This is a genomic window from Gemmatimonadota bacterium (assembly GCA_016704275.1).
Classification (GTDB): domain Bacteria; phylum Gemmatimonadota; class Gemmatimonadetes; order Gemmatimonadales; family GWC2-71-9; genus Palsa-1233.
Genome location: JADJAK010000003.1, coordinates 451,288 through 471,443 on the forward strand (window position 1 = coordinate 451,288; position 20,156 = coordinate 471,443).

The 20,156-nt window shown below is 67.5% G+C and carries 21 protein-coding genes; 2 read left to right on the plus strand and 19 right to left on the minus strand.

The features are described from left to right. Positions 1-84: 84 nt before the first annotated feature. From IPG05_09765 to IPG05_09855, 19 genes are all read right to left on the minus strand, one after another. Positions 85-2,631 (minus strand): ABC transporter permease, encoded by a 2,547-nt coding sequence (locus IPG05_09765; GenBank protein ID MBK6495373.1) that lies wholly within the window; start codon positions 2,629-2,631, stop codon positions 85-87. Positions 2,632-2,813: 182 nt separating this feature from the next. Next, positions 2,814-3,140, minus strand: a complete 327-nt coding sequence (locus IPG05_09770) for a PadR family transcriptional regulator (GenBank protein MBK6495374.1) — start codon at positions 3,138-3,140, stop codon at positions 2,814-2,816. 308 nt (positions 3,141-3,448) lie between these two features. Beyond that, a complete protein-coding gene (locus tag IPG05_09775) occupies positions 3,449-5,374 on the minus strand; it encodes a TonB-dependent receptor (GenBank protein ID MBK6495375.1) in 1,926 nt (641 codons plus the stop codon). Then, positions 5,274-6,077, minus strand: a complete 804-nt coding sequence (locus IPG05_09780) for a TonB-dependent receptor (GenBank protein ID MBK6495376.1) — start codon at positions 6,075-6,077, stop codon at positions 5,274-5,276. Before IPG05_09780 ends, IPG05_09775 begins: the two co-directional genes overlap by 101 nt. Before the next feature lie 10 nt (positions 6,078-6,087). Beyond that, positions 6,088-6,933 carry a GLPGLI family protein gene (locus IPG05_09785; GenBank protein MBK6495377.1) on the minus strand — a complete coding sequence of 282 codons (846 nt, stop codon included), beginning with the start codon at positions 6,931-6,933 and terminating at the stop codon, positions 6,088-6,090. A 186-nt stretch (positions 6,934-7,119) separates the two neighbouring features. Then, positions 7,120-7,545, minus strand: coding sequence for a DUF3995 domain-containing protein (locus IPG05_09790; protein MBK6495378.1), 426 nt, complete (start codon positions 7,543-7,545; stop codon positions 7,120-7,122). After that, the gene (locus IPG05_09795) at positions 7,542-7,745 is read right to left on the minus strand and encodes a hypothetical protein (GenBank protein MBK6495379.1); all 204 of its coding nucleotides are present in this window, start codon (positions 7,743-7,745) and stop codon (positions 7,542-7,544) included. The genes IPG05_09790 and IPG05_09795 overlap by 4 nt, the downstream gene beginning before the upstream one ends. 63 nt (positions 7,746-7,808) lie before the next feature. Continuing rightward, positions 7,809-8,858 carry a GNAT family N-acetyltransferase gene (locus tag IPG05_09800; protein ID MBK6495380.1) on the minus strand — a complete coding sequence of 350 codons (1,050 nt, stop codon included), beginning with the start codon at positions 8,856-8,858 and terminating at the stop codon, positions 7,809-7,811. 91 nt (positions 8,859-8,949) lie between these two features. Then, entirely contained in the window at positions 8,950-9,282 is a 333-nt protein-coding gene (sugE, locus tag IPG05_09805) for a quaternary ammonium compound efflux SMR transporter SugE (GenBank protein MBK6495381.1), read from the minus strand. 39 nt (positions 9,283-9,321) lie between these two features. Further along, positions 9,322-9,660 carry a hypothetical protein gene (locus tag IPG05_09810; protein MBK6495382.1) on the minus strand — a complete coding sequence of 113 codons (339 nt, stop codon included), beginning with the start codon at positions 9,658-9,660 and terminating at the stop codon, positions 9,322-9,324. 157 nt (positions 9,661-9,817) lie between these two features. Next, positions 9,818-10,414, minus strand: coding sequence for a hypothetical protein (locus tag IPG05_09815; GenBank protein MBK6495383.1), 597 nt, complete (start codon positions 10,412-10,414; stop codon positions 9,818-9,820). A gap of 33 nt (positions 10,415-10,447) precedes the next feature. Next, positions 10,448-11,593 (minus strand): hypothetical protein, encoded by a 1,146-nt coding sequence (locus tag IPG05_09820; GenBank protein ID MBK6495384.1) that lies wholly within the window; start codon positions 11,591-11,593, stop codon positions 10,448-10,450. Between the two features lie 38 nt (positions 11,594-11,631). Then, entirely contained in the window at positions 11,632-12,777 is a 1,146-nt protein-coding gene (locus IPG05_09825) for a hypothetical protein (GenBank protein MBK6495385.1), read from the minus strand. Between the two features lie 97 nt (positions 12,778-12,874). After that, entirely contained in the window at positions 12,875-13,729 is an 855-nt protein-coding gene (locus IPG05_09830) for a PhzF family phenazine biosynthesis protein (GenBank protein ID MBK6495386.1), read from the minus strand. Beyond that, positions 13,726-14,214 (minus strand): hypothetical protein, encoded by a 489-nt coding sequence (locus tag IPG05_09835; GenBank protein MBK6495387.1) that lies wholly within the window; start codon positions 14,212-14,214, stop codon positions 13,726-13,728. The genes IPG05_09830 and IPG05_09835 overlap by 4 nt, the downstream gene beginning before the upstream one ends. Then, complete coding sequence (locus IPG05_09840) at positions 14,184-14,588, minus strand: hypothetical protein (protein MBK6495388.1); 405 nt, start codon at positions 14,586-14,588, stop codon at positions 14,184-14,186. Before IPG05_09840 ends, IPG05_09835 begins: the two co-directional genes overlap by 31 nt. Beyond that, complete coding sequence (locus tag IPG05_09845) at positions 14,585-15,061, minus strand: TonB family protein (protein MBK6495389.1); 477 nt, start codon at positions 15,059-15,061, stop codon at positions 14,585-14,587. Before IPG05_09845 ends, IPG05_09840 begins: the two co-directional genes overlap by 4 nt. Before the next feature lie 300 nt (positions 15,062-15,361). Then, positions 15,362-16,483, minus strand: coding sequence for a hypothetical protein (locus IPG05_09850; GenBank protein MBK6495390.1), 1,122 nt, complete (start codon positions 16,481-16,483; stop codon positions 15,362-15,364). Continuing rightward, on the minus strand, positions 16,480-16,785 hold the full coding sequence (locus IPG05_09855; protein ID MBK6495391.1) for a hypothetical protein: 306 nt from the start codon (positions 16,783-16,785) through the stop codon (positions 16,480-16,482). Before IPG05_09855 ends, IPG05_09850 begins: the two co-directional genes overlap by 4 nt. Positions 16,786-16,895: 110 nt before the next feature. Here IPG05_09855 and IPG05_09860 point away from each other — a divergent pair, with 110 nt between their 5' ends. Continuing rightward, positions 16,896-18,482, plus strand: a complete 1,587-nt coding sequence (locus IPG05_09860) for an amidase (protein ID MBK6495392.1) — start codon at positions 16,896-16,898, stop codon at positions 18,480-18,482. 105 nt (positions 18,483-18,587) lie between these two features. Next, the gene (locus tag IPG05_09865) at positions 18,588-20,153 is read left to right on the plus strand and encodes a M1 family metallopeptidase (protein ID MBK6495393.1); all 1,566 of its coding nucleotides are present in this window, start codon (positions 18,588-18,590) and stop codon (positions 20,151-20,153) included. Positions 20,154-20,156: the final 3 nt, after the last annotated feature.

Genomic DNA, 20,156 nt, shown 5'->3' on the forward strand with positions numbered 1-20,156 from the left:
CCACTCAGTCGTCGCGCTGGCTGGTACGCCGAAACCGCCGCCCCAGGTCTCCCCGGGGCGGCGGTTTGACATGCCATCTTGGGGCTACTCGCTGCGGAGCGCGATGGCCGGGTCGACATGCGCCGCGCGCCAGGCCGGGGCAAATGCGGCCGCCAGACTCACCAGCAAAAGGATCGCGGCGACACCGGCAAGGATCACGGGGTCGCGTGGCGACGTGTGGAACAGCAGCGGCGCCACCCACCGTGCGGCGGCCAGGGCGGCGCATAGCCCGAGCGCCACGGCCACCAGCATCAATTGCATCGCATCCCGCACGACCAGTCGCAGGACGGTAACGACGCGTGCCCCGAGCGCGATCCGGACACCCAGCTCCTGCCGCCGTTGAGCCACGCCGTACGCAAGGACACTGTAGAGGCCGACACTCGCGACCAGGAGGGCCAAGCCACCGAACAACGTGAACATCGTGGCGCCGAGCTCCCACGGGACCATCTGGGGTGCGATCAGGCGATCGAGCGGTTGAGCGGTGAGGTACGCGGGGCCGGGCATCTCGGCCTGCAGCGACCGGCGAATCGACTCGGCCATCGACGCCGCAGGCCGCGTCGTCCGGACGAGAATGCCGAAGGCGCCCGCCGGGTACTGGGCCGCCGGAACGTAGTACTGCAGCCCGGGGTCCGCGCTCAGGGAGCCGCGCTTGATGTCCTCCGCGACCCCGACGACGACGTGGCACGGGAGCGAGTCGGCCTGAAGCTTGACGCACTTCCCGAGCGCCGGCTGGTTGGGCCAGAGGACGTGGGCCATCGACCGGCTGACAACGATGACCGGTTCGCTGCCGGCACGGTCGGCATCGACAAGCCCACGACCCTCGAGGATGGCAGTTCCCATGGTGCGGAAATAGCCGCTGCTCACGGAGTGCAGGATGAAGTCGCCCAGCTTTCCGACCGAATCGATGCCGGGAACGAAGAGGTCAATGCTCCAGTCCGTCCAGAACGGCACGCTGGTGGTCCGGGTGGCAGCGACGACCCCAGGCAGTGCCCCTGCACGAGTGACGAGTCGGTCGAGCAGCCGGTAGCGCTCGTCATCCGGCATCGGAACGCCGCGGAGATTCTGCTCGACGTAGGTGATCTGCGCGGGATCGTAGCCCAGCGGTTCGGCACGAACGGCACGCAGGGAGCTGACGAAGAGGGCCGCGCCCACCAGGAGCAGCATGGACAGGGCCCCCTGCGCGATCAGCAGCCCGCTGCGCAACCGCGAGCGTGGTCCACCGCCTTCTCGGACGCCTCCGCGCAGCCCCGCCACGAGATCGGCACGGAACACCAGCAAGGCCGGGGCGAGGCCACACACGATCGCAGTGAACGTCATGGTGATGCCGGCCACGACCAGGAGTCGCGTGTCGGAGAGGATGCCGATCGGCTCGGTGTCGGGCGCCAGCGCTCCCCGGACGATCGATGCGCCCCAGGTTGCCACGAACAGGCCGGCGACCGCCCCCAGTGCGGCGAGCAGGAGGCTTTCGGTGAGCAGCTGCGCGAGGAGACGCCCGCGGGTCACGCCCAAGGCCAGTCGAACCGCGATCTCCCGCCGACGCCGCAGCGCCCGCGCGAGGAGCAGGTTCCCGACGTTCGCACAGGCAATCAGCAGCACGACGAGCGCAACGCCCACGAGCCAGGTGCCGACGCGGGTCGTGGCAGATCGATTGGGGCCGGCCTGCTCCTGCACGGGGGAGAGCATCGCGCGCGGCTTGATCTCCGAGAGCGGTCGTCGACCCGGCTGCTCCAGGGCGCGTCGCTCGAGGGAGCGCACCACGGCGTGTTGAAGATCCGCAGTGGCCACGGCGGCCGTGATGCCCGCCTTGCGCTCCGCAACAAGGCGCAACCAGTTCATGTTGTAGGTGTCGGAGTAGCGCTGACCCGCTCCGCGGTCCTCGAAGACGTTCGAGGCAAGATTGGTGAGCGGCACGAAGCCGATCGAGCGGCGCAGCTCGAAGCCGAGGAAGTCACGCGGCGCCACGCCAACGATGGTGTAGCTCAGCTTCCCGATCCGGAGTTGCTGCCCGAGGACGTCCGTGCGACCGCCGAGCCTGATCTGCCAATAGGGCCAGCTCAGGACGACGACCGGTTCGCCGAAGGGGAGGCGATCCTCCTCCGCGCCAAAGAAGCGGCCGAGTACGGGCCGGACCGAGAACAGCGGCCAGAAGGACGCACTGACGCCGGTGATCCGTTGCTCCTCGACGTTGTCTCCGGTGCCGACGGCGAGGCTCGTGGCCCAATAGCCGGCGAAGCGCTCGAAGGAGCGAGTGTCGCTGGCGAGGTCGAGATACTGGCGATAACTGAAGGACCCTTGGAAGGCCTCGCTGCCTTGCTGCACCGTTGCCACGAAGGGCCGGTGCACCCGATCAGAGTGGCGCAGATACGCGGGGGGCCGGAAGAGAATCGGATCGATGATCGAGAACATCGTCGCGTTGGCCCCGATCCCGAGCGCCAGCGTAAGCGTCACGCCGAGCGTGAAGCCTGGCGACCGACGGAGGCCCCGGACTGCGTACCGCAGGTCCTGGCGGAGTCCGCTCCACCAGCGCGCGCGTCGTTCGAGCGTCACCCGGGCGCGATCGAGTCCGTGCAGGTGCGGTCGCGTCTGCTCCACGTCCCCGAAGCGCCTGTGCGTCCCGGGTCGCCTCCTCGTGACATCCCCGCCGCTACGAGCTCCTCGATGGTCATGTCGAAATGAAACTGCAATTCGTCGGCAACCGCCGTCGGGACGTCCTCGGAGCCGCGGTCAATACGAAAGAGCCGCCGGAAGCGTGGAGGGATGCTCATGGCCGGGGCTCAGGCCGTGCTCAGGACGCGGGCAACCGCACGGGCGTAGCGCTGCCACATTTCCGCCTTGTCGCGCAGCTGTTTCCGTCCGACCGGCGTGAGGCGGTAGAACTTCGCCTTCCGATTGTTTTCGGACAGTCCCCACTCGGCGGCGATCCAGCCACGCTTTTCCATGCGGTGCAGGGCCGTGTACAAGGCGCCCTCCTCCACCTGCAACTCCTCCCCGGTGGTATCCGCCACCCAGCGCGCCACGGCGTAGCCATGTGATGGCCCCCAGATCAGGGCCTTGAGGATGATGAGATCGAGGGTGCCGTGCAGCAGGTCCAGCTCCGCCATGATAGTCCCCTGAAGAGATAAGGGGAACGTACGTCGTTGACGTGGCCTGTCAAGTCCCCTTAGTCATTCAGGGGAAGGGCGGGGGTCACACGGCGAAACCGCCGCACCGGATGTCCCGGTACGGCGGTTTCGTTCCTGCCCGCTGTTGCCGTGCCGTTACCGGCCGCGCATGCCGCCACCACCCGCCGGGGCGAGGTTCGAACCGAGCGAGTAGCTGAACTGCACCATCACCCGGCGACCGAGCGTCGGCGACTGGCGCTGCCGGATGTAGCTGCTCGTGCTCGAGATCGAGATCCCGTTGTTCTCGTTCAGCAGGTCGACGCCATAGAGCCGAACTCGGCCCGGTTGTCGAGCATCTGCACGCCGATGGAACCGCCGAGCATGAAGATGTTGTCCCGCGGTCCGAAGAGGTCCTGGTCGTAGACCTGGTAGTTCCCGCTGACGTTCGCCGACAACGTCTTGCTGAGGAACCAGGTGCCGTCGCCGTAATAGGTGCTGGTCAGGTAGCTCTGGTTCAGGGCGCTGTTGATGGAGTAGGCGACCTTGTTGAAGCCCCACCGTGCGCCGGCGTTGAGGTCGAAGACCTCCTTCGACCGGTTCTGCAGGCGAAGGCCGATGTTGTGCGACGAGTTGCGGCTCTCGTTGGTGACCGCGTTGACGAGTTCCTGGCCGACCGACCGATTGTAGCTGTAGTCAACGTCAACCTGTGCGCCCAGCGACCGGATCGGCGAGCCGAGGTTCACGCCGGCGTTGCCGTTCCAGCCGTCGCCGAGGTTGACCGGCATGACCGTCTGGCGGCCCTGCGCATCGATCACGCGGGACTGGACAATCTGGTTGCGATTGTACCCGACGTTCGCGTACGCGTAGACGTTCCGGAAGGTGAACTGGTCGAAGCGCCGGAAGTCGGCCGAAAGGCTGTGCTGGTACTGCGGCGTCAGGTTCGGATTGCCGGCATAGGTCCGCAGCGGGTCCGTATTGTCGACGAACGGCTGCAGTTCGTTGAGCGACGGGTCCCGCGTCGACGTCCGGTAGTTCACGCTGACGTTGCTGCCCTGGTTGAACTGGTAGCGCAGGTTGGCCGACGGCAACACGTTCGTGAAGCCGTTGTCGATCGACTCATTGCGGCCAATGATCTTCCCCTGCAGATCCGAGTTCTGCACCTCGAGCCCCAGCACCCAGCGAAGGGCCTGGCTGCTCTTGCTGAAGCGCGTGCCGCCCTGGAGATAGCTGTAGGTCCGCTCGAAGGCGCGGCTCAGGTCGGTGTTCGGCACCGGGGTGCCGTTCACGAGGTCGTTCACGTCGTAGGTCTGGTCCTCCGAGATGGCCCGATGCTGGCCGAAGAGCTCCAGCGACCGGCCCTTGCCGAGCGGCTCCGTAAGCCCCAGGCGCTGGCCCGTGGTCGCGGTCCGGCTGTCGCGGCGCTGCGTCTGCAGCAGGTCGCGGATCGTGGTGCCTCCCGGCGCGCCCACGAGGGTGGTGGTCGACGCCAGATTCGAGCGCTGTTCCGGCGAGGAGAGCTCACCCCACGCCTCGGCCACGAGCGACCGGCCGGCCTGATTGAAGCGCTTGGAGAAGGTGAACCGCCCGTCGCCGCTCAGGTTGTCGCCATCGGTCGCGACGCGCGAGGTGGCACTGTTCTGGAGCGATCCGTTGGGAAAGCGCGTCTCCTGGGCCGAGAGGTTGTCCGAGTTGCTCGTACCCGCGTTGAAGTTGCCGCGGAAGCGGAGCTGGTTCCAGTCGTTGAAGGCATGCTGGGCGTTCATGTTGAGGCGGTGGGAGGTGTTCTCCGCCTGCGTGGTCGCCGTCTCGTGCCGGTTCGCCGAGACCGCGGCGCCCTGCAGGAGCTGGTCATCGGTGAATGCCTGCTGCCGGTTGTCGCTGGTGCTCAGGAAGTAGCTGCCGCGCAGCCAGCTGTTCTTGGCGAACTGGCGGCTCCCGTTGAGGCCGATCGCCATCGTCTCGCTGAAGCCGCTGCCCAAGCCGCCGGCGCCGCCGCTGCCGCGGCCCATCATGACCGCCTCGGGGCCGAACGAGAAGCCAGACTGCCCGACGTTGTTGCGGTTGCTCACCAGCGAGAGCTGGGTCACCGGCGAGAAGCGGTTGAGGTTGAGCGCCCCGGTGTAGCGGGCGTCGTCACCCTTCGGGCCCGCGAATGATGCGTCGGTCTTCGGCTTCGGCCCGGCGCCTGCGACGGCACGGCCGAAGTAGCCCACCCGCGCGTTCGGCTTGAGCACCGAGGTTGACCGTCGTCCGCTCGTTGCCGTCATCGATGCCCGAGAACTCGGCGGCATCGGACTTCTTCTGCAGGACCTGCACCTTGTCAACGGCGGCAGCGGGAAGGTTGCGGGTCGCCATCTTCGGGTCGTTGCCGAAGAATTCCTTGCCGTCAACCAGCACCTGCTGCACCGTCTTGCCCTGCGCGGTGATGGTGCCGTCGGCATCGACCGTCACGCCGGGCAACCGCTTGAGTAGCTCCTCCGTCGTGGCATTGACCCGCGTCTTGAACGCCGCAGCGTTGAACTCGAGGGTGTCCGGCTTGTTCACGATCGGAATGTGTTCGGCGTTGACCACGAGGTCATTGAGCTTGATTGGACCGGCGCCCATCATCATCACGGTGTCGGCCGTGAAGGCGGCGGCACCGAGGGTGAAGTCGCGGCGATACGGCTTCGAGCCGATCTGGGTGACCTGGAGGATGTAGTTGCCGGGCGCGAGGCGCGACAGGACATAGCCACCGGAGCCTCCCGAGGTGGCGAACGCGGCGATGACCGAGTCCTTCCGGGTCAGGGCCACGACCATCGCACCAGACACCGGCTTCTTGGCGGAGTCAACGACGACCCCGCGGACGTTGAACTGCTGGGCGGCGGCGGAGCTGGCCGATGCGGCCAATCCGATGAGGGCGGCCGCCACGACGGCGACGGCCCGAAGGCGACGCGACACGAAGGCCATCCTAGTTCCCCCGTCCACGGCGGCCCTTCATCATCTCGGCCTGCTTGTCGGCCAGGAGCTTGTCGTACTCCGCGCGGGTCACCTTGCTGCCCTCGGAGGGCGCCGAGATCTTCTCGACGGGTGTCTTGAGGTCCACGGCGGTGGCGGTGAAGACGACACGATTCGAATCGATCGCGAGCGTGAGAATCAAGCCGGGCAGGCCACCGTACTGGGCGGGACCGGCGGAGACCGGGATGTCCGGCGTGAACCACGCCTCGATCGAGGTGGTGTCCTGCTTGGCGATTGCCTGGAAGACGGGGTAGCCGAGGAACTGGGCGGACTCGCCGGTGAGCTTCCAGCCGATGGCGGGGCGGCTATCCGTGATCCGGAAGGTCCGGCCCAAGAGGGACCGCAGCTCGACGTAGCTGCCGCTCTCCAGGTCGGTGAAGGCACCCGTGACCGCGTCCATCCCACCACCGCCACCGCCGAAGAAGGCGAAGCTCCCAGACATCGCGGAGGCGTCCATGACCATGACCTCACGAGCGGCGCCACCGCCACCGGCCGAGCCGCCCATCATGATGACGTCGCCTCTGGTGGCCATCCCGGCGGCGCCCGGAGCGCCCGGAGCGGCGCTCACCGGCGCCGGCCCGAAGAGGGCGGCCTGCGGGGTGAAGCGCAGCTGCATCGGCCGAGTCGAGGACTTGGGGATGTTCCCCATGTTGGCCATGACCTCGGGGTTCCGGGCCAATTCGGGGGGGAGCTTGATGTCGATACGGGTCGACTGGTCATAGCGCACTGCGCCGGACTGGCCGCTCACCGCCAAGGGCAGGCCCACAAGCAGGGCGAGCAGGGTTCGGGCACGAATCATCAGATGGCTCCAGGCAGGGGAATCAACTCACGGGCAACTGCCGCGCGAGAGAGGTGTCGCCACCCGTACGGGGTGCGCACCGGAAAAGTTGATGCTCGGAGGGGGCGGAAGGTTGCGCTTGGCCTGGCGGGCCGAATGCTTCACTGGTGGCGCATAGTGATCCAGCACCACCCGCGGAGGGGAGGACTACTCCGCGCTCGTGGCCACAATCGCGGCCGAAAGGGCAATTACCAGGCACAACGGGGTGAAGAGGAGGCTGTCCCAGCGGGCGAACCGCGTTCCTTGGACCCGCTTGAAGAGCCCGACAAAGCGGAAGTCACCGACAGCGCGCGCCGCGAAGGCTGCGGCCAACCCCCAGGTGCCGAGTCGAAGCAACCCGGGTGGCAGGTCGAGCCGGAGCAGCTGTGCCTGGCCCAGCACGATCGTCGCGGCCAGAAGGAGCGCCGCGGCGACGATGAAGGAGGCGACGCGTCCTGGTCGAAAAACCGGCGTCCCGTCGGGGTGGCTCGGCACGGCCGCACTGGCCCCGACGCCGCGCACCATCCAGTACAGGTGGATCAGCGCCAGGATAAGCAGAATGGCGGCGAGAACCGGGGCGAGTATCGCGCTCATGGACGAGGTGCGCGCGCCCACAGGAGGAAGATGCCGGCGAGGATGAGGTCGGGGGTGGCGTTCAGCGAGGCGCCAGCGGCCGAGGAGGAAGGTCGCACCGCGGGGCCGCTGTAGGCGGTGGGGCCCCCACCCGCCCGCCGGGTCAGGCCGAAGAAGCCGAGTTTGCCGAGCCCGCCGACGACAATCAGGGGGCGGTTCAAATCGGCTTGTCGCGCGAGCCCGCAAGGCGCAGCGGCTGTCGACGGGGCCGAGAGTCCTACTGGTCAGCGCGGTCTGGGCGGGCGACAGTAGGGCGGCACCGCAATCGGGGGCGTGGTGTCCGCGGGCCGGCAGCGCGAACGATGATCACGCCGAGCGTAGCGGTTGACCGCATGCCCCATGAAGGGCGCCCGCGCCGAGGAAAGGCGGTCGCTCACGATGGCACCCCCCCCCGGGCGGAAGATCGTGTACAACGCTGCCTCAGACACCGGCTGATACCCGAGCTTCGCGTAGATCGCGTTCGAGATCGGGTTGGTGACGTCGGTGTACAGGCAGCAGAAGTGGTTTCCCTGGTCCAGCAGAGACTGGGTCAATGCGGCCACCGTGGCCGAGGCCAGGCCCCGACCGCGCAAGGCCGGGGGCGTGTAGACGAGGTTCACACGTACGCCGTTCGGTGTCTTGCCCGTCCAGGCGGCCATCGAGACCGGCGCCTCATCCTCCCACACGAAGACCTGCCCGCCACGCACCCGCACCTCGGCGATCTGTCGCGCCTCACCCTGGTCGCCAATGTGCACCAGGAAGTCCTCGACCCACGGCACGAGCGTCGGCAAGTCGGCCTCGACCGCCACGCGCAGCCTCCCGGGCGGGATGCGTGCCGGTGGCCGCAATTCATCGAGCCGATGGATGCGTGTCCCCATCCGGTCGGTGACGCGACGTCCCGTGTGCGCAACGAACGTTGCCACGAAATGCGCCACGGTTGGTTCGGGGCCGCCAATGCGTGTGATGTGAGGGCACGCCGCGAGCACGTCGTCGACGAGCGCCGTCACGGCCAACGTCTCGCCCGTCTGCGTGAGGCCGAGCTTCTCGGGATGATTGCTGAAAGCGGCCAGCACCGGTGCGCCGTCCAGATGCACCGCCGCGAAGTAGACCGGGGAATCCTGGCCGACTAGTGCTTCTGCCACGCCGATCATCAACGCATTCTCGGCCTCATCGGCCATGAGGAATGGACCGACGTCACTCAGGAAGTCCTGCGCCGTCGGATATCGGGTGACCCGGAGTGGTGCGCGCGCCGTCACGACTCCCACCCCTTCGTCCAACCGAGCCTTGCAAACCACGCGAAGCTCTCCTGGATGATGGAGACGTTGAGGATCGGGGTGATGGTATTGGCGTGCATGGCGTCTTCCTGGCGAAGTCGGAAACGAGGGGTCAACTGTTCGGTGTTGGCGCCGATGCCAGCTTGAGTCCGACGATGCCGGCGACGATCATGGCGATGCAGGTGATGCGAATCGCCGTGGCTGGCTCGCGGAAGAGGACAATGCCGAGGATCGCCGTGCCGACGGTGCCGATACCGGTCCAGACGGCGTACGACGTCCCGAGCGGCAGGGTGCGCATCGCGAAGGCGAGCAACCCCATGCTCGCCACGAGCGCAGCGGCGGTGCCGACCGTTGGCCAGAGCTTGGTGAAGCCTTCGGTGTACTTGAGGCCCACAGCCCAACCGATCTCCAGCAGTCCAGCGACAAACAGGGCGATCCATGCCATCTCGACGACTCCAGCGACGATGTAGGGTCGTCCCTACGCTCACGATGAAGGCGGGAGGACGTCCTCCCGCCACGGGGTCGTGGATGTTAATGGGGGGTCTCGACCTGCGGGCGCTCCGCTCCGCGGGTGCTCCGCTCCCCCCATGATGCGACTGAGGAACTCCTGTCCGTTGGCGAGGCGGTCGACCTGGCCGGCGACGGAGTCGAGGACCGACTCGAGATGCTCCACCCGGCGGTCAAAGGTTGGCGGGGCCGCGAAGAGCCGCTTCTCGAAGCGACTGGCACGACGGGTGGAGCGGAACCAGGCGATGGCGAGGACGAGGTTCATGGTGACGGAGATTGCCACGAAAAGGAGCGCGAAAAAGAGGTCGTCACCCATGGGAGGCTCCGCGTTTTTGGCTCCGAGACGCCCACGCTGAGGGCTCGATCAAAGCCGAATTGATTGGGGGCTGCTGGCGTTCCAGAACAAGACGTCCCCGGGGCTCGGAAAGTGTCAGCGACCGCTCGGGCCGACGATTCTGCTGGGCCCTAGAACTTCACCCCGAGCACGAACGGCATGAAGGCTCCTCCGCGCGTTTGGTGCAGTGCCTGCTGAAAGCGCCATTCCGCAAAGAGTGCGTGCGGTGGAGTTGCCACTCGAGGCCTGCGCCCACGTGCATGCCCAACCCCATACCACGTGCCGTTTGACTCACGGTGGATGCGGAGGGGTCGGGGTTGGTGCCGAGGGAGGTCGCGTAGAGGCCCGCGCCGAGGAGGGTATACGGCGTCAGGTCGCTTCCAGCGCGCAGCGAGTAGACGAGGGTGGCCACGGCGCCGAAGGTCTCGTCGCGTAGGGCGGGGCGGCCCTTGGGTGACCAAGTCTGCCGTCCCGACGTGAGCCGGCTGTAGAACGCTTCGAGCCGCATGCCGAGTGGACCGGCATCGCCATGGCGCTCGAGGAACGCGGAGACGTATTCCCCCTGTCGGTCTGCGCCAGTGACCGTGGTGCCCTCGACGTCGACCCCGATCCGACTCGCGCCGCCGCCCACAAAGTTGAGCCCACCGGAGACGCCGACACGGGTCGACTGTGCGGTGGCGAGCGTGGGCACGAGCGAGATGGCGGCGACGAGCATCAGCGAGTGTCGGGTGGTCATGGCAGCCTCGATGGAGTGATGGGACGAAGGTCGCTACTTCCTGATACGGTACAGCTGCGCCTGCTCTTCGTCCATTGGACCCTTGCCGAGGCCGAGGAGATAGTCGGAACCGATCTCCAGTACTTGGACTCCAGCGGGGAGGGTGACGTGTCCGAGGAATCGGCCATCCTGCCGGAAGACGCCCCAGCGACGCGCTGGAATATCCGGGATCTCGAAGCGTCGCACCCAGGTGTTGCCGTCGCGGTCGACCTCCAGGGCCGTGTAGGCGGGGAAGCGCTGTGGCATCGGGTAGTCTTTCGTGGCCAGGGCCGTCCGGATCTCGATTGACTCGCGGTCGGTGAGCGTGGCGGAGGTGTAGCTGTTTCGCATCGCCGACGTCAACTCGAACGACTCGAGCGGCCCTCTCACGATCCGACGCAGTCGGCCGTCGTCCGAGTAGCGGCGGAAGGAGAGTTCGTGAGGTTCGCCGACGACCAGCTGGTCGCCATCCTGTCCGAGCTGGGTCTGGCTGCCGAACGGGTGGGGAAAGCCGATGCCACCCTTCGGAGCGCTGATGTTGATGTAGGAGCGCAATCGCATCGTGAGGAGATCTCGGCGCGCACCACCGAGCGAATCCAGGACGCGAAGTTGGAGCGAGGTGTCGTAGATCACGTCGCTCGGGTCTTCACCGATCCGCCGGATGTCCTCCTTGACCACCAGACCTGTCCCGTCGAGGCAGAGCAGGGGCCACATCATGTTGTCGGCGAACGTGAATTCCCGTCGATAGGCGAGGTCGGTCCCCCAGACGGAGATGCGCTGACCACTCTGCACCCAGATCGCGTCACGGCCGCAGCGGGACGCGTATTCGATATAGCGAAACTCGCCCGGTCCGTTGCCTCGTCGGCCCCGTGCGACCAGAAATGTGCCGGTCGAATCGAATGCGCGGAGCTGGTGGCTGGAGCCGTCCAGGACGACGATCGATCCATCGTCCCGACGGAAGGCATCTACGACATGCGACAGGAGGTAAGGGTCGTCCCCTTCGGCCTTGCCGATCGTCAGTGTGGGAGTCGAGTCGACGGTCCATCCTGGAGTACTGTCCCAGAGAGCACTACCGGACTCGACAATCTCCACGCCGGCGCTGTCACGGGTTGCGAACGGGACGATGGGTTGGGTGCCGCCACCGCAGGCGGTGAGTGCCATCAGGCTCAGGCCAGTGCGAAGAGAGCATCGCGTCCCGGTCATGGCCTTTGGATCTCCTTGACACGATAGAGTTGCAACTCGGTCGGCCGGTCCGACGACTCAGGCAGGGTGCACTCCAGCAACAACCACTTGCTAGTGACAGAGGCCGGCATTCCCCTGCGGTTGAGATAGCAGGGGAGGACGGTGCGCCCGAGAAAGGTGGTATCGGCGAAGACGTCGACCGTCGTTGAATCGTTCAGCGTCCCGATCACCCAAAGTCGCCCAACGTCGTCGACATGGAGCGGGGCGCGGAAGAAGTGCGGCGTAACCTCGCGATCGAGGGTGTCGAGGCGTGCGCTGATGCCAGGCTGCCGCACGGCTTTGCCATCCGGTCCGACGTACGGCTGCAGCCCGCGCGTGAGGCTCGCGCGATACTCCGCGGCCTCGCGGGGGCCGCGGTGGTGAGGCGGTAGCTGCCTGCCGAAGACGGCCAGCGGTTTGCCGCTACCATCGTAGCTGTAGATCCGGAAGTTGTAGGAGTCGCCGATGTAGATGCGATCAGGGCCGAGCGCGTAGGGCAGGAGGTCAAGGCGTTGGCCGAGCCAGGCCGCCACGATGTGTCTGAGCCCCGAGTCGGTCGCGGGGATCAGGGTCCGGTCGGGGCCGCCGCGCACGGCAGTTCGCAGGACCGCCGGGGCCGCCTGCGTACCGGGTCCTGGGGGGACCCAGAGATCCACGGAGTCTCCGGCCCACGCTGCCGGCCACCGAACGACGGGGGCCAGTGACTCACCGAGGGGATCCCCTCGGAACGAGTACAGCAGGGAAACCATTCGGCGCGCGTCCCAGATCCAGATGCTCGTGTCGCGCGGCTGCATGAAGAGCGGGCTACGAAACTCGCCCGGTCCATCACCCTGTCGGCCGAACGCATGCAGTCGACGGCCAGTGGAATCGACGATCCTGAACATCGGCGCATCACTCGCCGACGCGCGGAACACGACGACTCCCTCTCCGCTGATTGCGAGCGGGCCATACTCGTCGTCAGCAAGATCCGCTTCTGCGAGCGTGAAAGCTCGACGCTCCAGCTGTGGCATCTCGGTGAGCTGCGTGGCCGCCGCGATGCGCTCCGCCGGTTGTTGTGGTGGCGGTTCGGCCGAGCGACAGCCTGACAGGAGCCCGAGGAGCGGAAGGAGTTGAACGAGGCGCATGAGGGCACTCCGAGGCGAAGGGGGTAGTGCACTCAATGTCAGGCTTGGAGATGGCGGGGGCGTGGCGCAAGGATGACGATTCGCTAACGAGGATGTCCTACCTCTCCATCACCCGCGCCGTTCCCGAAACGCGAATCGAACTGCCCGGGACATCCGGGATCTCCGCCCGGAGAAGCGACCGCATCCCCATATCCTCGCCCTGCACGATGTCGATCACGCCGCCGTGCGGCCAGCCGATGTCGCGCAAGTAGCCGGCGAACGCCGCCGTCGCGGCGCCGGTGGCCGGGTCTTCGTAGACGCCGCCCGACGCAAAGGGATTCCGCGTATGGAAGCGCTGCGCCGACTCGGCCCAGCCGAAAAGGATGGTGACGAGCCCCTCGCGTTGCATCAGCGCTCGACCGGCCTCCTGGTCGTACCGCATCGCGGCGAGGAGCGCTCGCGACTTCAAGATGACCACGAGATGGTCCGCGCCCCCGTGCGCAATCGCCGGAGGGATGCGCGAGTCAAGGTCCTGCGCCGTGTACCCGAACATCCCGAGCACTTCCGACGTCAGCAGTGGCGAGACCGGAGCACTGCGAGTCGGCGGCGACTGCAGCGCCGCCATTACCACGGTCCCGTCGCGCCGCCCTTCGACCGTGATCCTGGCGTCGTTCAACTCGAGTGCGAAGGTGCCGTCGCCGTGCGCGAGCGCGAGCGCTGCCCCGAGCGCAATCGTCGCGTGGCCGCAGAAGGGGACCTCGGAGGCCGGGGCAAAGTACCGGACGCGGAAGCCGGTTGCCGTCGGGACCGCGAACGACGTCTCCGAGAAGCCGACCTCATGCGCCGTGCGTTGCATCTCGGCGTCAGAGGGGAAGGCGTCGCCGATCCAGACGCCGGCGGGATTGCCACCCTGGTTGCCGTCGGAGAAGGCGGCGATGCGCTGGACCTTGGCGGCCTCGTTCCCGTCGCTCACGTCATCCGCCGCGTGATCTGCCGCAAGACGCGCCACCCGGTCGCATCGTGGATGACGTCCCAGACACCGAGCTCCCAAAACCTGGTCGGCATTTCATTCCGGATAACCACGTGACTGGTGCACGACAGTTCGACCGTGAGGCGTCGGACGCCGTCCTCTGGCGTGCTCGTGTCAGAGACCGTAATCAGGTACCCGCCGGTCCACCGCCCCGGGGCGCTGGTGACGCTGGGGCAATCGATGGGGGATGATGACTTTGGCGGTGTGACGCGTAGCGAATCGTTGCTGCCGAGCAGGCGCATTGTCGTGGAGTCGGCGGCCTGATAACTGATGCCGGTGGGGTGGCCGTAGCCACCTGTCCGCGTGAGCACCACTTGCCGCACCAGCGCATCGAAGGTGGCGACACCTTGCGCCGCGGTTGGTAGCGGAACAAGCGCGAGGAGGATGGCCCTCACCATCAGGCGAGGCAGGTACGGCCGTCCGGCCATGTGACCTCCTGTCCGCGGATGAGAGTGGAGACGCTCGGGGCCGATGGCCATTGCCCTTGGGCGTTCTGCCATTCGATGCCGAGAATCAACCGGTTACCGACGACCACCCCCGAAGCGCGTGCCGGCGTGCCGACACCACCTAGCCAGGAGGTTGCGTCTACGGTCCCGATCGCCGCGAACGATCCATCCGATGCCACCTGAATCGGGCCCTCGAGTCTGATGCGCATACACGGGAGGGAAACGAACACCTCGGAGGTCGAGGCGGTCACCTTGCGATTGGGGCCACCCCAGCTTCCGACGAGGGCACCAGTGGCATCGATGGAGGTCGTGCCGCAGCCCGCGAGGAGAAGGAGGCCCGCGAGCGCGATCTTCACGGCGCGCCGCCTCCGTCGCGCCTGACGTCGAACATGATCCCCTGCGTGACGCGGGTGCGCACCGGCTGCCCTCTGAGGCAGCCGGGCCAGAAGCGGGTCGCCGCCGCCACCCTCCGTGAGGGCTCCTCGAACGCCGGGTTGGTCGAGGAGATCACGGTCACGCTGGTGCTGTCCACAGAGCCATCGCCGTTGATGATGTAGGCGAGCGTGACTCTGCCCTTGACGCCCGCTTGCCGAAGGGCGGCCGGGTATTGGACCGCCGGTCCATCGCGATAGGCTGGCGGAAGATCGATCTCATCAGAGGTGAAGACCCTGCCATCTACGACTGGGCCACTGCACGCTGGCAGCCGCTCGGTGGTGGCCGTGGCAGTGCGGCTCGACGCCGAAGCGGCAGGGGCTGGGGCAGGGGCGGGTGTCGGTGCCGGCACGGTCGACGAGCAGCCGGCGAGGAGCGCGGCGGTCAGTGCGGTCACGGCGGCCAGGGCGGGCCACGATGCGGGAGGGGGGGGGGGGGGGGGGGGGGGGGGGGGGGGGGGGGGGGGGGGGGGGGGGGGGGGGGGGGGGGGGGGGGGGGGGGGGGGGGGGGGGGGGGGGGGGGGGGGGGGGGGGGGGGGGGGGGGGGGGGGGGGGGGGGGGGGGGGGGGCCCAGAAGGGCCGGCGACGAGTGGGGATTCCCTCCGCTAGCCATATGAACGGTGATGGGCGAGCTGCGAAGCCGCCACGGCGAATGAGCTCCACCCTCCCGGTGTGGCGTGGTGACCGGGGGGCGGGGCTCAGCGCCGCTCCACCCGATACACCCTGAGCACGAACGCACCATCGTCACGCGTCTCGACGGAGGCGATGCGGTCGCCGCGCCAATACCAGTTCTCGTTCCCGGAGATCGGATTCGCGACCACTCCCAGCCAGCGCCCATCCGGCGCGTACACATCGAAGGTCGATTTCGGGCGCTGCACCCACAGCGTGCCCTGCGAATCCACGTGCAGGTCGCTGAACGCGGGCCGCAGCTTGGGGACATCCCCGCGTCGCGTGGTCAGCGCGGCGCCGCACTGCTTCGCGAAGAAGGTGGTGTCATCGAAGATGTACGCCAGATTCGCGTCGGTCACTGGCACCCTCGGCCGATCGCTGGTGGTGACCAGAATCGTGTCTGACCCACGTCGCGTCAACACGAACCGGTCGGCGTCGCTCACGCCCCACCAGGTTAGGCCATTCGGACCGGCCGCTGCCATCCGTTCGGCCTGATACGGGAGTTGGAAGCTGCACGGCGCGATGACAATTGGCTCCGGGCCCGGCGGCAGCGTGACGGAATCGACAAAGCGGCTGCCATCCAGCGACCACCACCGAATGGCCGTCCGGGGGTTGGTGAAGGGCCCGCCGATCGCGAATCGGCCCGCGGTGTCGACGACGGGCATGTCGTTGACGCAACAGGGGAGCAACGTCTCCCGGCCCAGTATCCCGTTTCTGTCGAATGCGGCGAGGACCGAACGCTGGTTGTCGACGACGTAGATGGAGTCGCGGGCCACGAACAGTTCGGGACCGCGGAACTCGCCAGGCCCCTCGCCCTCGCGCGAGAACTGTCCAAGGGGCTCAAGCGTCGGGGAGAATCGTGATATGAAGACGGGGCGTTGATTGACGACGACCACTCCGCCGTCGGCGAACAGCGCCGGGGAGTTGGGCCGCTCCATCGCGCCGAGCTCACCGAACTTGAACGTTCGCTCCGAGACCTTGACGATCTTCCAGCCGTTGGTGTCCGCCCACCCTGAAGGGGCGTGGTTGGTGACCGTGATCTGCCCCGACGGGAGCGTGTCGATCACCGCCGGCGGCTGCTCGCCCGATGTGCAGGCCACGACGCTGAGCCATGCAAGGAGTGCCCACCGCCCCCGGAGCAGGCGGATCATTCGTGACTCTCCAACCGTCCCTCCTGCTTGCCCGCCGCCCGCGCGGCATCGCCGATGTACACGGAGCAGCGCCGCGGCCCATCGAGAATGGCGTCGTTGCTCACCGTGACCGAATACCCGGTGGGAGTCCCGGTACATTTCACGATGTGGCCTGGCGTCAGCGTCAGCAGTCCCAACCGATCGAGCGTCGCCGCATCCGTCGCGTAGTCGCCCCATTTCTGGCGATACGCCTCCTGCGCCGTCATGAAGTTGCGGATATCCCGCTTGACCGCCGCCAAGGTGCCCTCGTCGCCAAACGACATGTCGCCTCCCGGATGTGACCGTCGATTCGCCCGCCTGATTGAAGCTACCCCGATTCCCCCGACTGCAACCCGCCACCCCCCTCGCCCCCGAAATCGCTGTAAACTTCCCCATGCCCCTGACACGCCGCGAAGCCCTCGAGACCCTCGGCGCCCTCTTCGCCGCGCCGCTCCTCCGCTGGCCCGTGCTGCCCCCCGATCCGCTCGCCGGGACCATCCTCCAGTTCCAGACCGGCCGCGCCCGTGGGGAATGGACCGCGCTCACGGTGACCCGCCAGGCGATCGACCATAGCTACGCCTGGAATCGCCGGCTCCATTCGACCGACCTGCTCAGTGACCGCGCCCTCGCCGAGGCCGCAGCCTCCGACCAACGCGCCCGACGCGGCGCCCTGCGTGGTCCGCTCGACGGCGTCCCGCTCTTCGCGAAGTCGATCTATGACATGGCCGGCCTCCCGACCACTGCCTCGAGTGCCGCCTGGGCGGAGCTCTTTCCTGAGCCGGTACGCCACGACTCGTTGGAGGTCGCCCGGCTCCGCGCCGCCGGCGCGGTCCTCCTCGGCAAGACGGCCGCCGACGATTTCGCCTACCGCGGCAACGGCACCGCCTCGCTCTCTGGCCAGGTGATCAATCCGTACGACTCGGCCGATATCAAGACCCCCGGAGGCTCCAGCGCCGGCTCCGCCGTCTCCGTCGCCTGCGGCATCGCCTTCGCCGCCTTGGGCACCGACGACGGGGGCTCCAATCGCATCCCGGCACAGTTCACCGGCGTCGTCGGGGTGAAACCGACCTTCGGCCTCGTCCCACGCAGTGGCGTGATTCCGACCTGGCCCTACCTCGACACCCACGGCCCGCTCTCTCGCTTCGTCGCAGATGCCGCGCTGATGCTCGACGCGATCGCCGGCCCCGACGCCTCAGACGGCCTCGCCCTCACCTCGCCATGGCGCCGCGGCTCCCTCACGTCACTTGACGATCACGCGCTGCGGGGGGCCCGCCTCGGCTTGGTGGAGTTCCACGTCCCGCGCGACCAGATGTCTCCCGAATCCGTGGCACTCTTCGATCGGTCCATCGCTGATCTCAAGAGCGCTGGTGCCATCGTCGAGCCGTTCGCCCCGGTGGTCACCCGCGCCACGGTTCGGCAACTGTTCGCGGCGAGTGCCACCTCCCGCAAGGACGTCCGCCCGGACCCAAACTCCCCCGCCGCCACCGCCAACGCCCTCCTCCGCTATTTCCAGCGGCAGGGAAGTGCCCACGCGGAGCGGGACGTGCAGAGGGGCCTGGCGGCCTTCCAGAAGTTCTATGACGTGCTCCCGAAGGAATGGGAGGCGATGGCGAAGCTGATGGTGCAACCGTACGAGAGCGACCCGGCGGGGGTGTCGTTTGCCCGGTCGCGCGCTGAGGTGACGGCGCAACTGGCCGAGTCGTTCCGGCAGCAGCGGATCGAGGCGATGGTCTACCCCACGATGCCGTTCCCGGCGCCCCGCGCCGTCGACAACTGGCCCGACATCCGCACCACGCTCGGCTACGGCAACTGGCTCGGCCTCCCCGAAGTCTCGGTGCCGAGCGGCCTCGGCAGCGACGGCATGCCGGGAGGCAACCTCTCGTTCGTCGGACTGCCGGGGAGCGATGCACGCCTCCTCGCGCTCGCGCACAGCTACGAGCAGGCATCGAAGCGGTTCGTTGCACCGAAGGTGCCCGGCTAGGGTACGACCCGCTTCATCTCACACGCACGGCACCCGGAGAAGCTCGCGATGCATCTGTTGGCCCTTGTCGGACTATCCGCTGGCCTTGTCGGTACGCCGCCGACCATGCGCGACGCCTACCCGCGTCAGCCGGGGATCGACGTGCAGCACTATCGCTTCGAACTCGCGCTCAACGACTCGACCGACGACCTCGTCGGCGACGCCACGGTCACGGTGCGTTTCACCAAGGGCGGACTGACCAGCTACTTCCTCGACCTCGCGAGCATCGCGAACGGGAAGGGGATGGCAGTCGCCGAGGTGACCAGCGACGGCGTGGCAGTGCCATTCACGCATCGTGAGAACCGCCTCACCATGACGCTGGGCCGTGCGCCGGCGGCGGGTGAGCTGCGTCGCTTCCGGGTGCGGTACCACGGGATTCCGGCCGGCGGCCTGATGGTGGGACTCAACAAGTTCAAGGAGCGCTGCTTCTTCTCGTGGAACTGGCCCGACCAGGCACGGCAGTGGCTGCCGATGATCGACCACCCCTCGGACAAGGCGACGAGCGAGTTCATCGTCACGGCGCCGACCAAGTATGCGGTCGTCGCCAACGGACTGCTCCAGTCCGAGATCTCCCGGGGGGACGGCACCAAGCGGACGCACTGGGCGCAGTCGGTGCCCATCTCGTCATGGTTGAATGCCATCGGCGTCGCCCAGTTTGCGGTGCATCACGCCGGCACCGTCCGGGGCGTGGCGCTGCAGACCTGGGTGGCCTATCAGGAGCTCGAGAACGGCATCCTGACCTACGAGGCACCGGCCCGCCAGGCGATGGAGTTCTTCAGCGACTACATCGGGCCTTACCCGTACGAGAAGCTGGCCAACGTGGCGGCAGCCTTCGGCGGCGGCGGGACCGAGCACGCCAGCGCGATCTTCTACGGCGAGAACACCGTCCGCACCACGCCGCAGACGTCGCTCGTGGCGCATGAGATTGCACATCAGTGGTTCGGCGATGCCGTGACCGAAAGTGACTGGGACGATGCCTGGCTCAGCGAAGGCTTCGCCACCTACTTCACGCTGCTCTTCACCGAGCACTATGACGGGCGCGACGCCTTCGTCGCGGGTCTCCAGCGGGCGCGGACCACGGCACTGGCCGCCGAGACGCGGGTCAACCATCCGGTGGTCCATGCCAACCCGGCGGACCTGCGCGGGGTGATCCCGAACCTGGTCTACCAGAAGGGTGCCTGGGTCCTCCACATGCTCCGCGTCCAGCTTGGCGATGGGGTCTTCCGCACCGGGATCCGCGAATATTCCAAGCGCTACCGTGATGCCAATGCCTCGTCGGATGACCTGCAGCGGGTCATGGAAGAGGTGTCGGGCCAGTCGCTTGGCTGGTTCTTCGAGCAGTGGTTGCATCGTACCATCTCGCCCGCGATCACGGGGACATGGAGCTGGGATGACGCCCGGAAGGTGGTCGTCATCGAGCTTCGGCAGACGCAGGCCGGTGCGCCGTACCGCCTCTCGCTGGATGTGGGCATCGTGCCTGACAGCATCGGAGCGGCCACGACAGTGTCGACGATGCCGTTCGCGGGCGCGAGCACGCGGATCGAGATCCCGAGCGCGCGGGCGCCACGGGATGTGGTTCTCGACCCGCGGACCCGGCTCCTGATGACGCCCCCTGCATTCACCCGGAAGTAACCA

Excerpts from the sequence above, each read along its gene's own strand:
- IPG05_09770 (MBK6495374.1), bottom strand. The coding sequence starts at position 3,140 with ATGGCGGAGCTGGACCTGCTGCACGGCACCCTCGATCTCATCATCCTC.
- IPG05_09785 (MBK6495377.1), bottom strand. The coding sequence starts at position 6,933 with ATGATTCGTGCCCGAACCCTGCTCGCCCTGCTTGTGGGCCTGCCCTTG.
- IPG05_09790 (MBK6495378.1), bottom strand. The coding sequence starts at position 7,545 with ATGAGCGCGATACTCGCCCCGGTTCTCGCCGCCATTCTGCTTATCCTG.
- sugE (MBK6495381.1), bottom strand. The coding sequence starts at position 9,282 with ATGGCATGGATCGCCCTGTTTGTCGCTGGACTGCTGGAGATCGGTTGG.
- IPG05_09810 (MBK6495382.1), bottom strand. The coding sequence starts at position 9,660 with ATGGGTGACGACCTCTTTTTCGCGCTCCTTTTCGTGGCAATCTCCGTC.
- IPG05_09815 (MBK6495383.1), bottom strand. The coding sequence starts at position 10,414 with ATGACCACCCGACACTCGCTGATGCTCGTCGCCGCCATCTCGCTCGTG.
- IPG05_09820 (MBK6495384.1), bottom strand. The coding sequence starts at position 11,593 with ATGGCACTCACCGCCTGCGGTGGCGGCACCCAACCCATCGTCCCGTTC.
- IPG05_09825 (MBK6495385.1), bottom strand. The coding sequence starts at position 12,777 with ATGCGCCTCGTTCAACTCCTTCCGCTCCTCGGGCTCCTGTCAGGCTGT.
- IPG05_09835 (MBK6495387.1), bottom strand. The coding sequence starts at position 14,214 with ATGGCCGGACGGCCGTACCTGCCTCGCCTGATGGTGAGGGCCATCCTC.
- IPG05_09850 (MBK6495390.1), bottom strand. The coding sequence starts at position 16,483 with ATGATCCGCCTGCTCCGGGGGCGGTGGGCACTCCTTGCATGGCTCAGC.
- IPG05_09855 (MBK6495391.1), bottom strand. The coding sequence starts at position 16,785 with ATGTCGTTTGGCGACGAGGGCACCTTGGCGGCGGTCAAGCGGGATATC.
- IPG05_09860 (MBK6495392.1), top strand. The coding sequence starts at position 16,896 with ATGCCCCTGACACGCCGCGAAGCCCTCGAGACCCTCGGCGCCCTCTTC.
- IPG05_09865 (MBK6495393.1), top strand. The coding sequence starts at position 18,588 with ATGCGCGACGCCTACCCGCGTCAGCCGGGGATCGACGTGCAGCACTAT.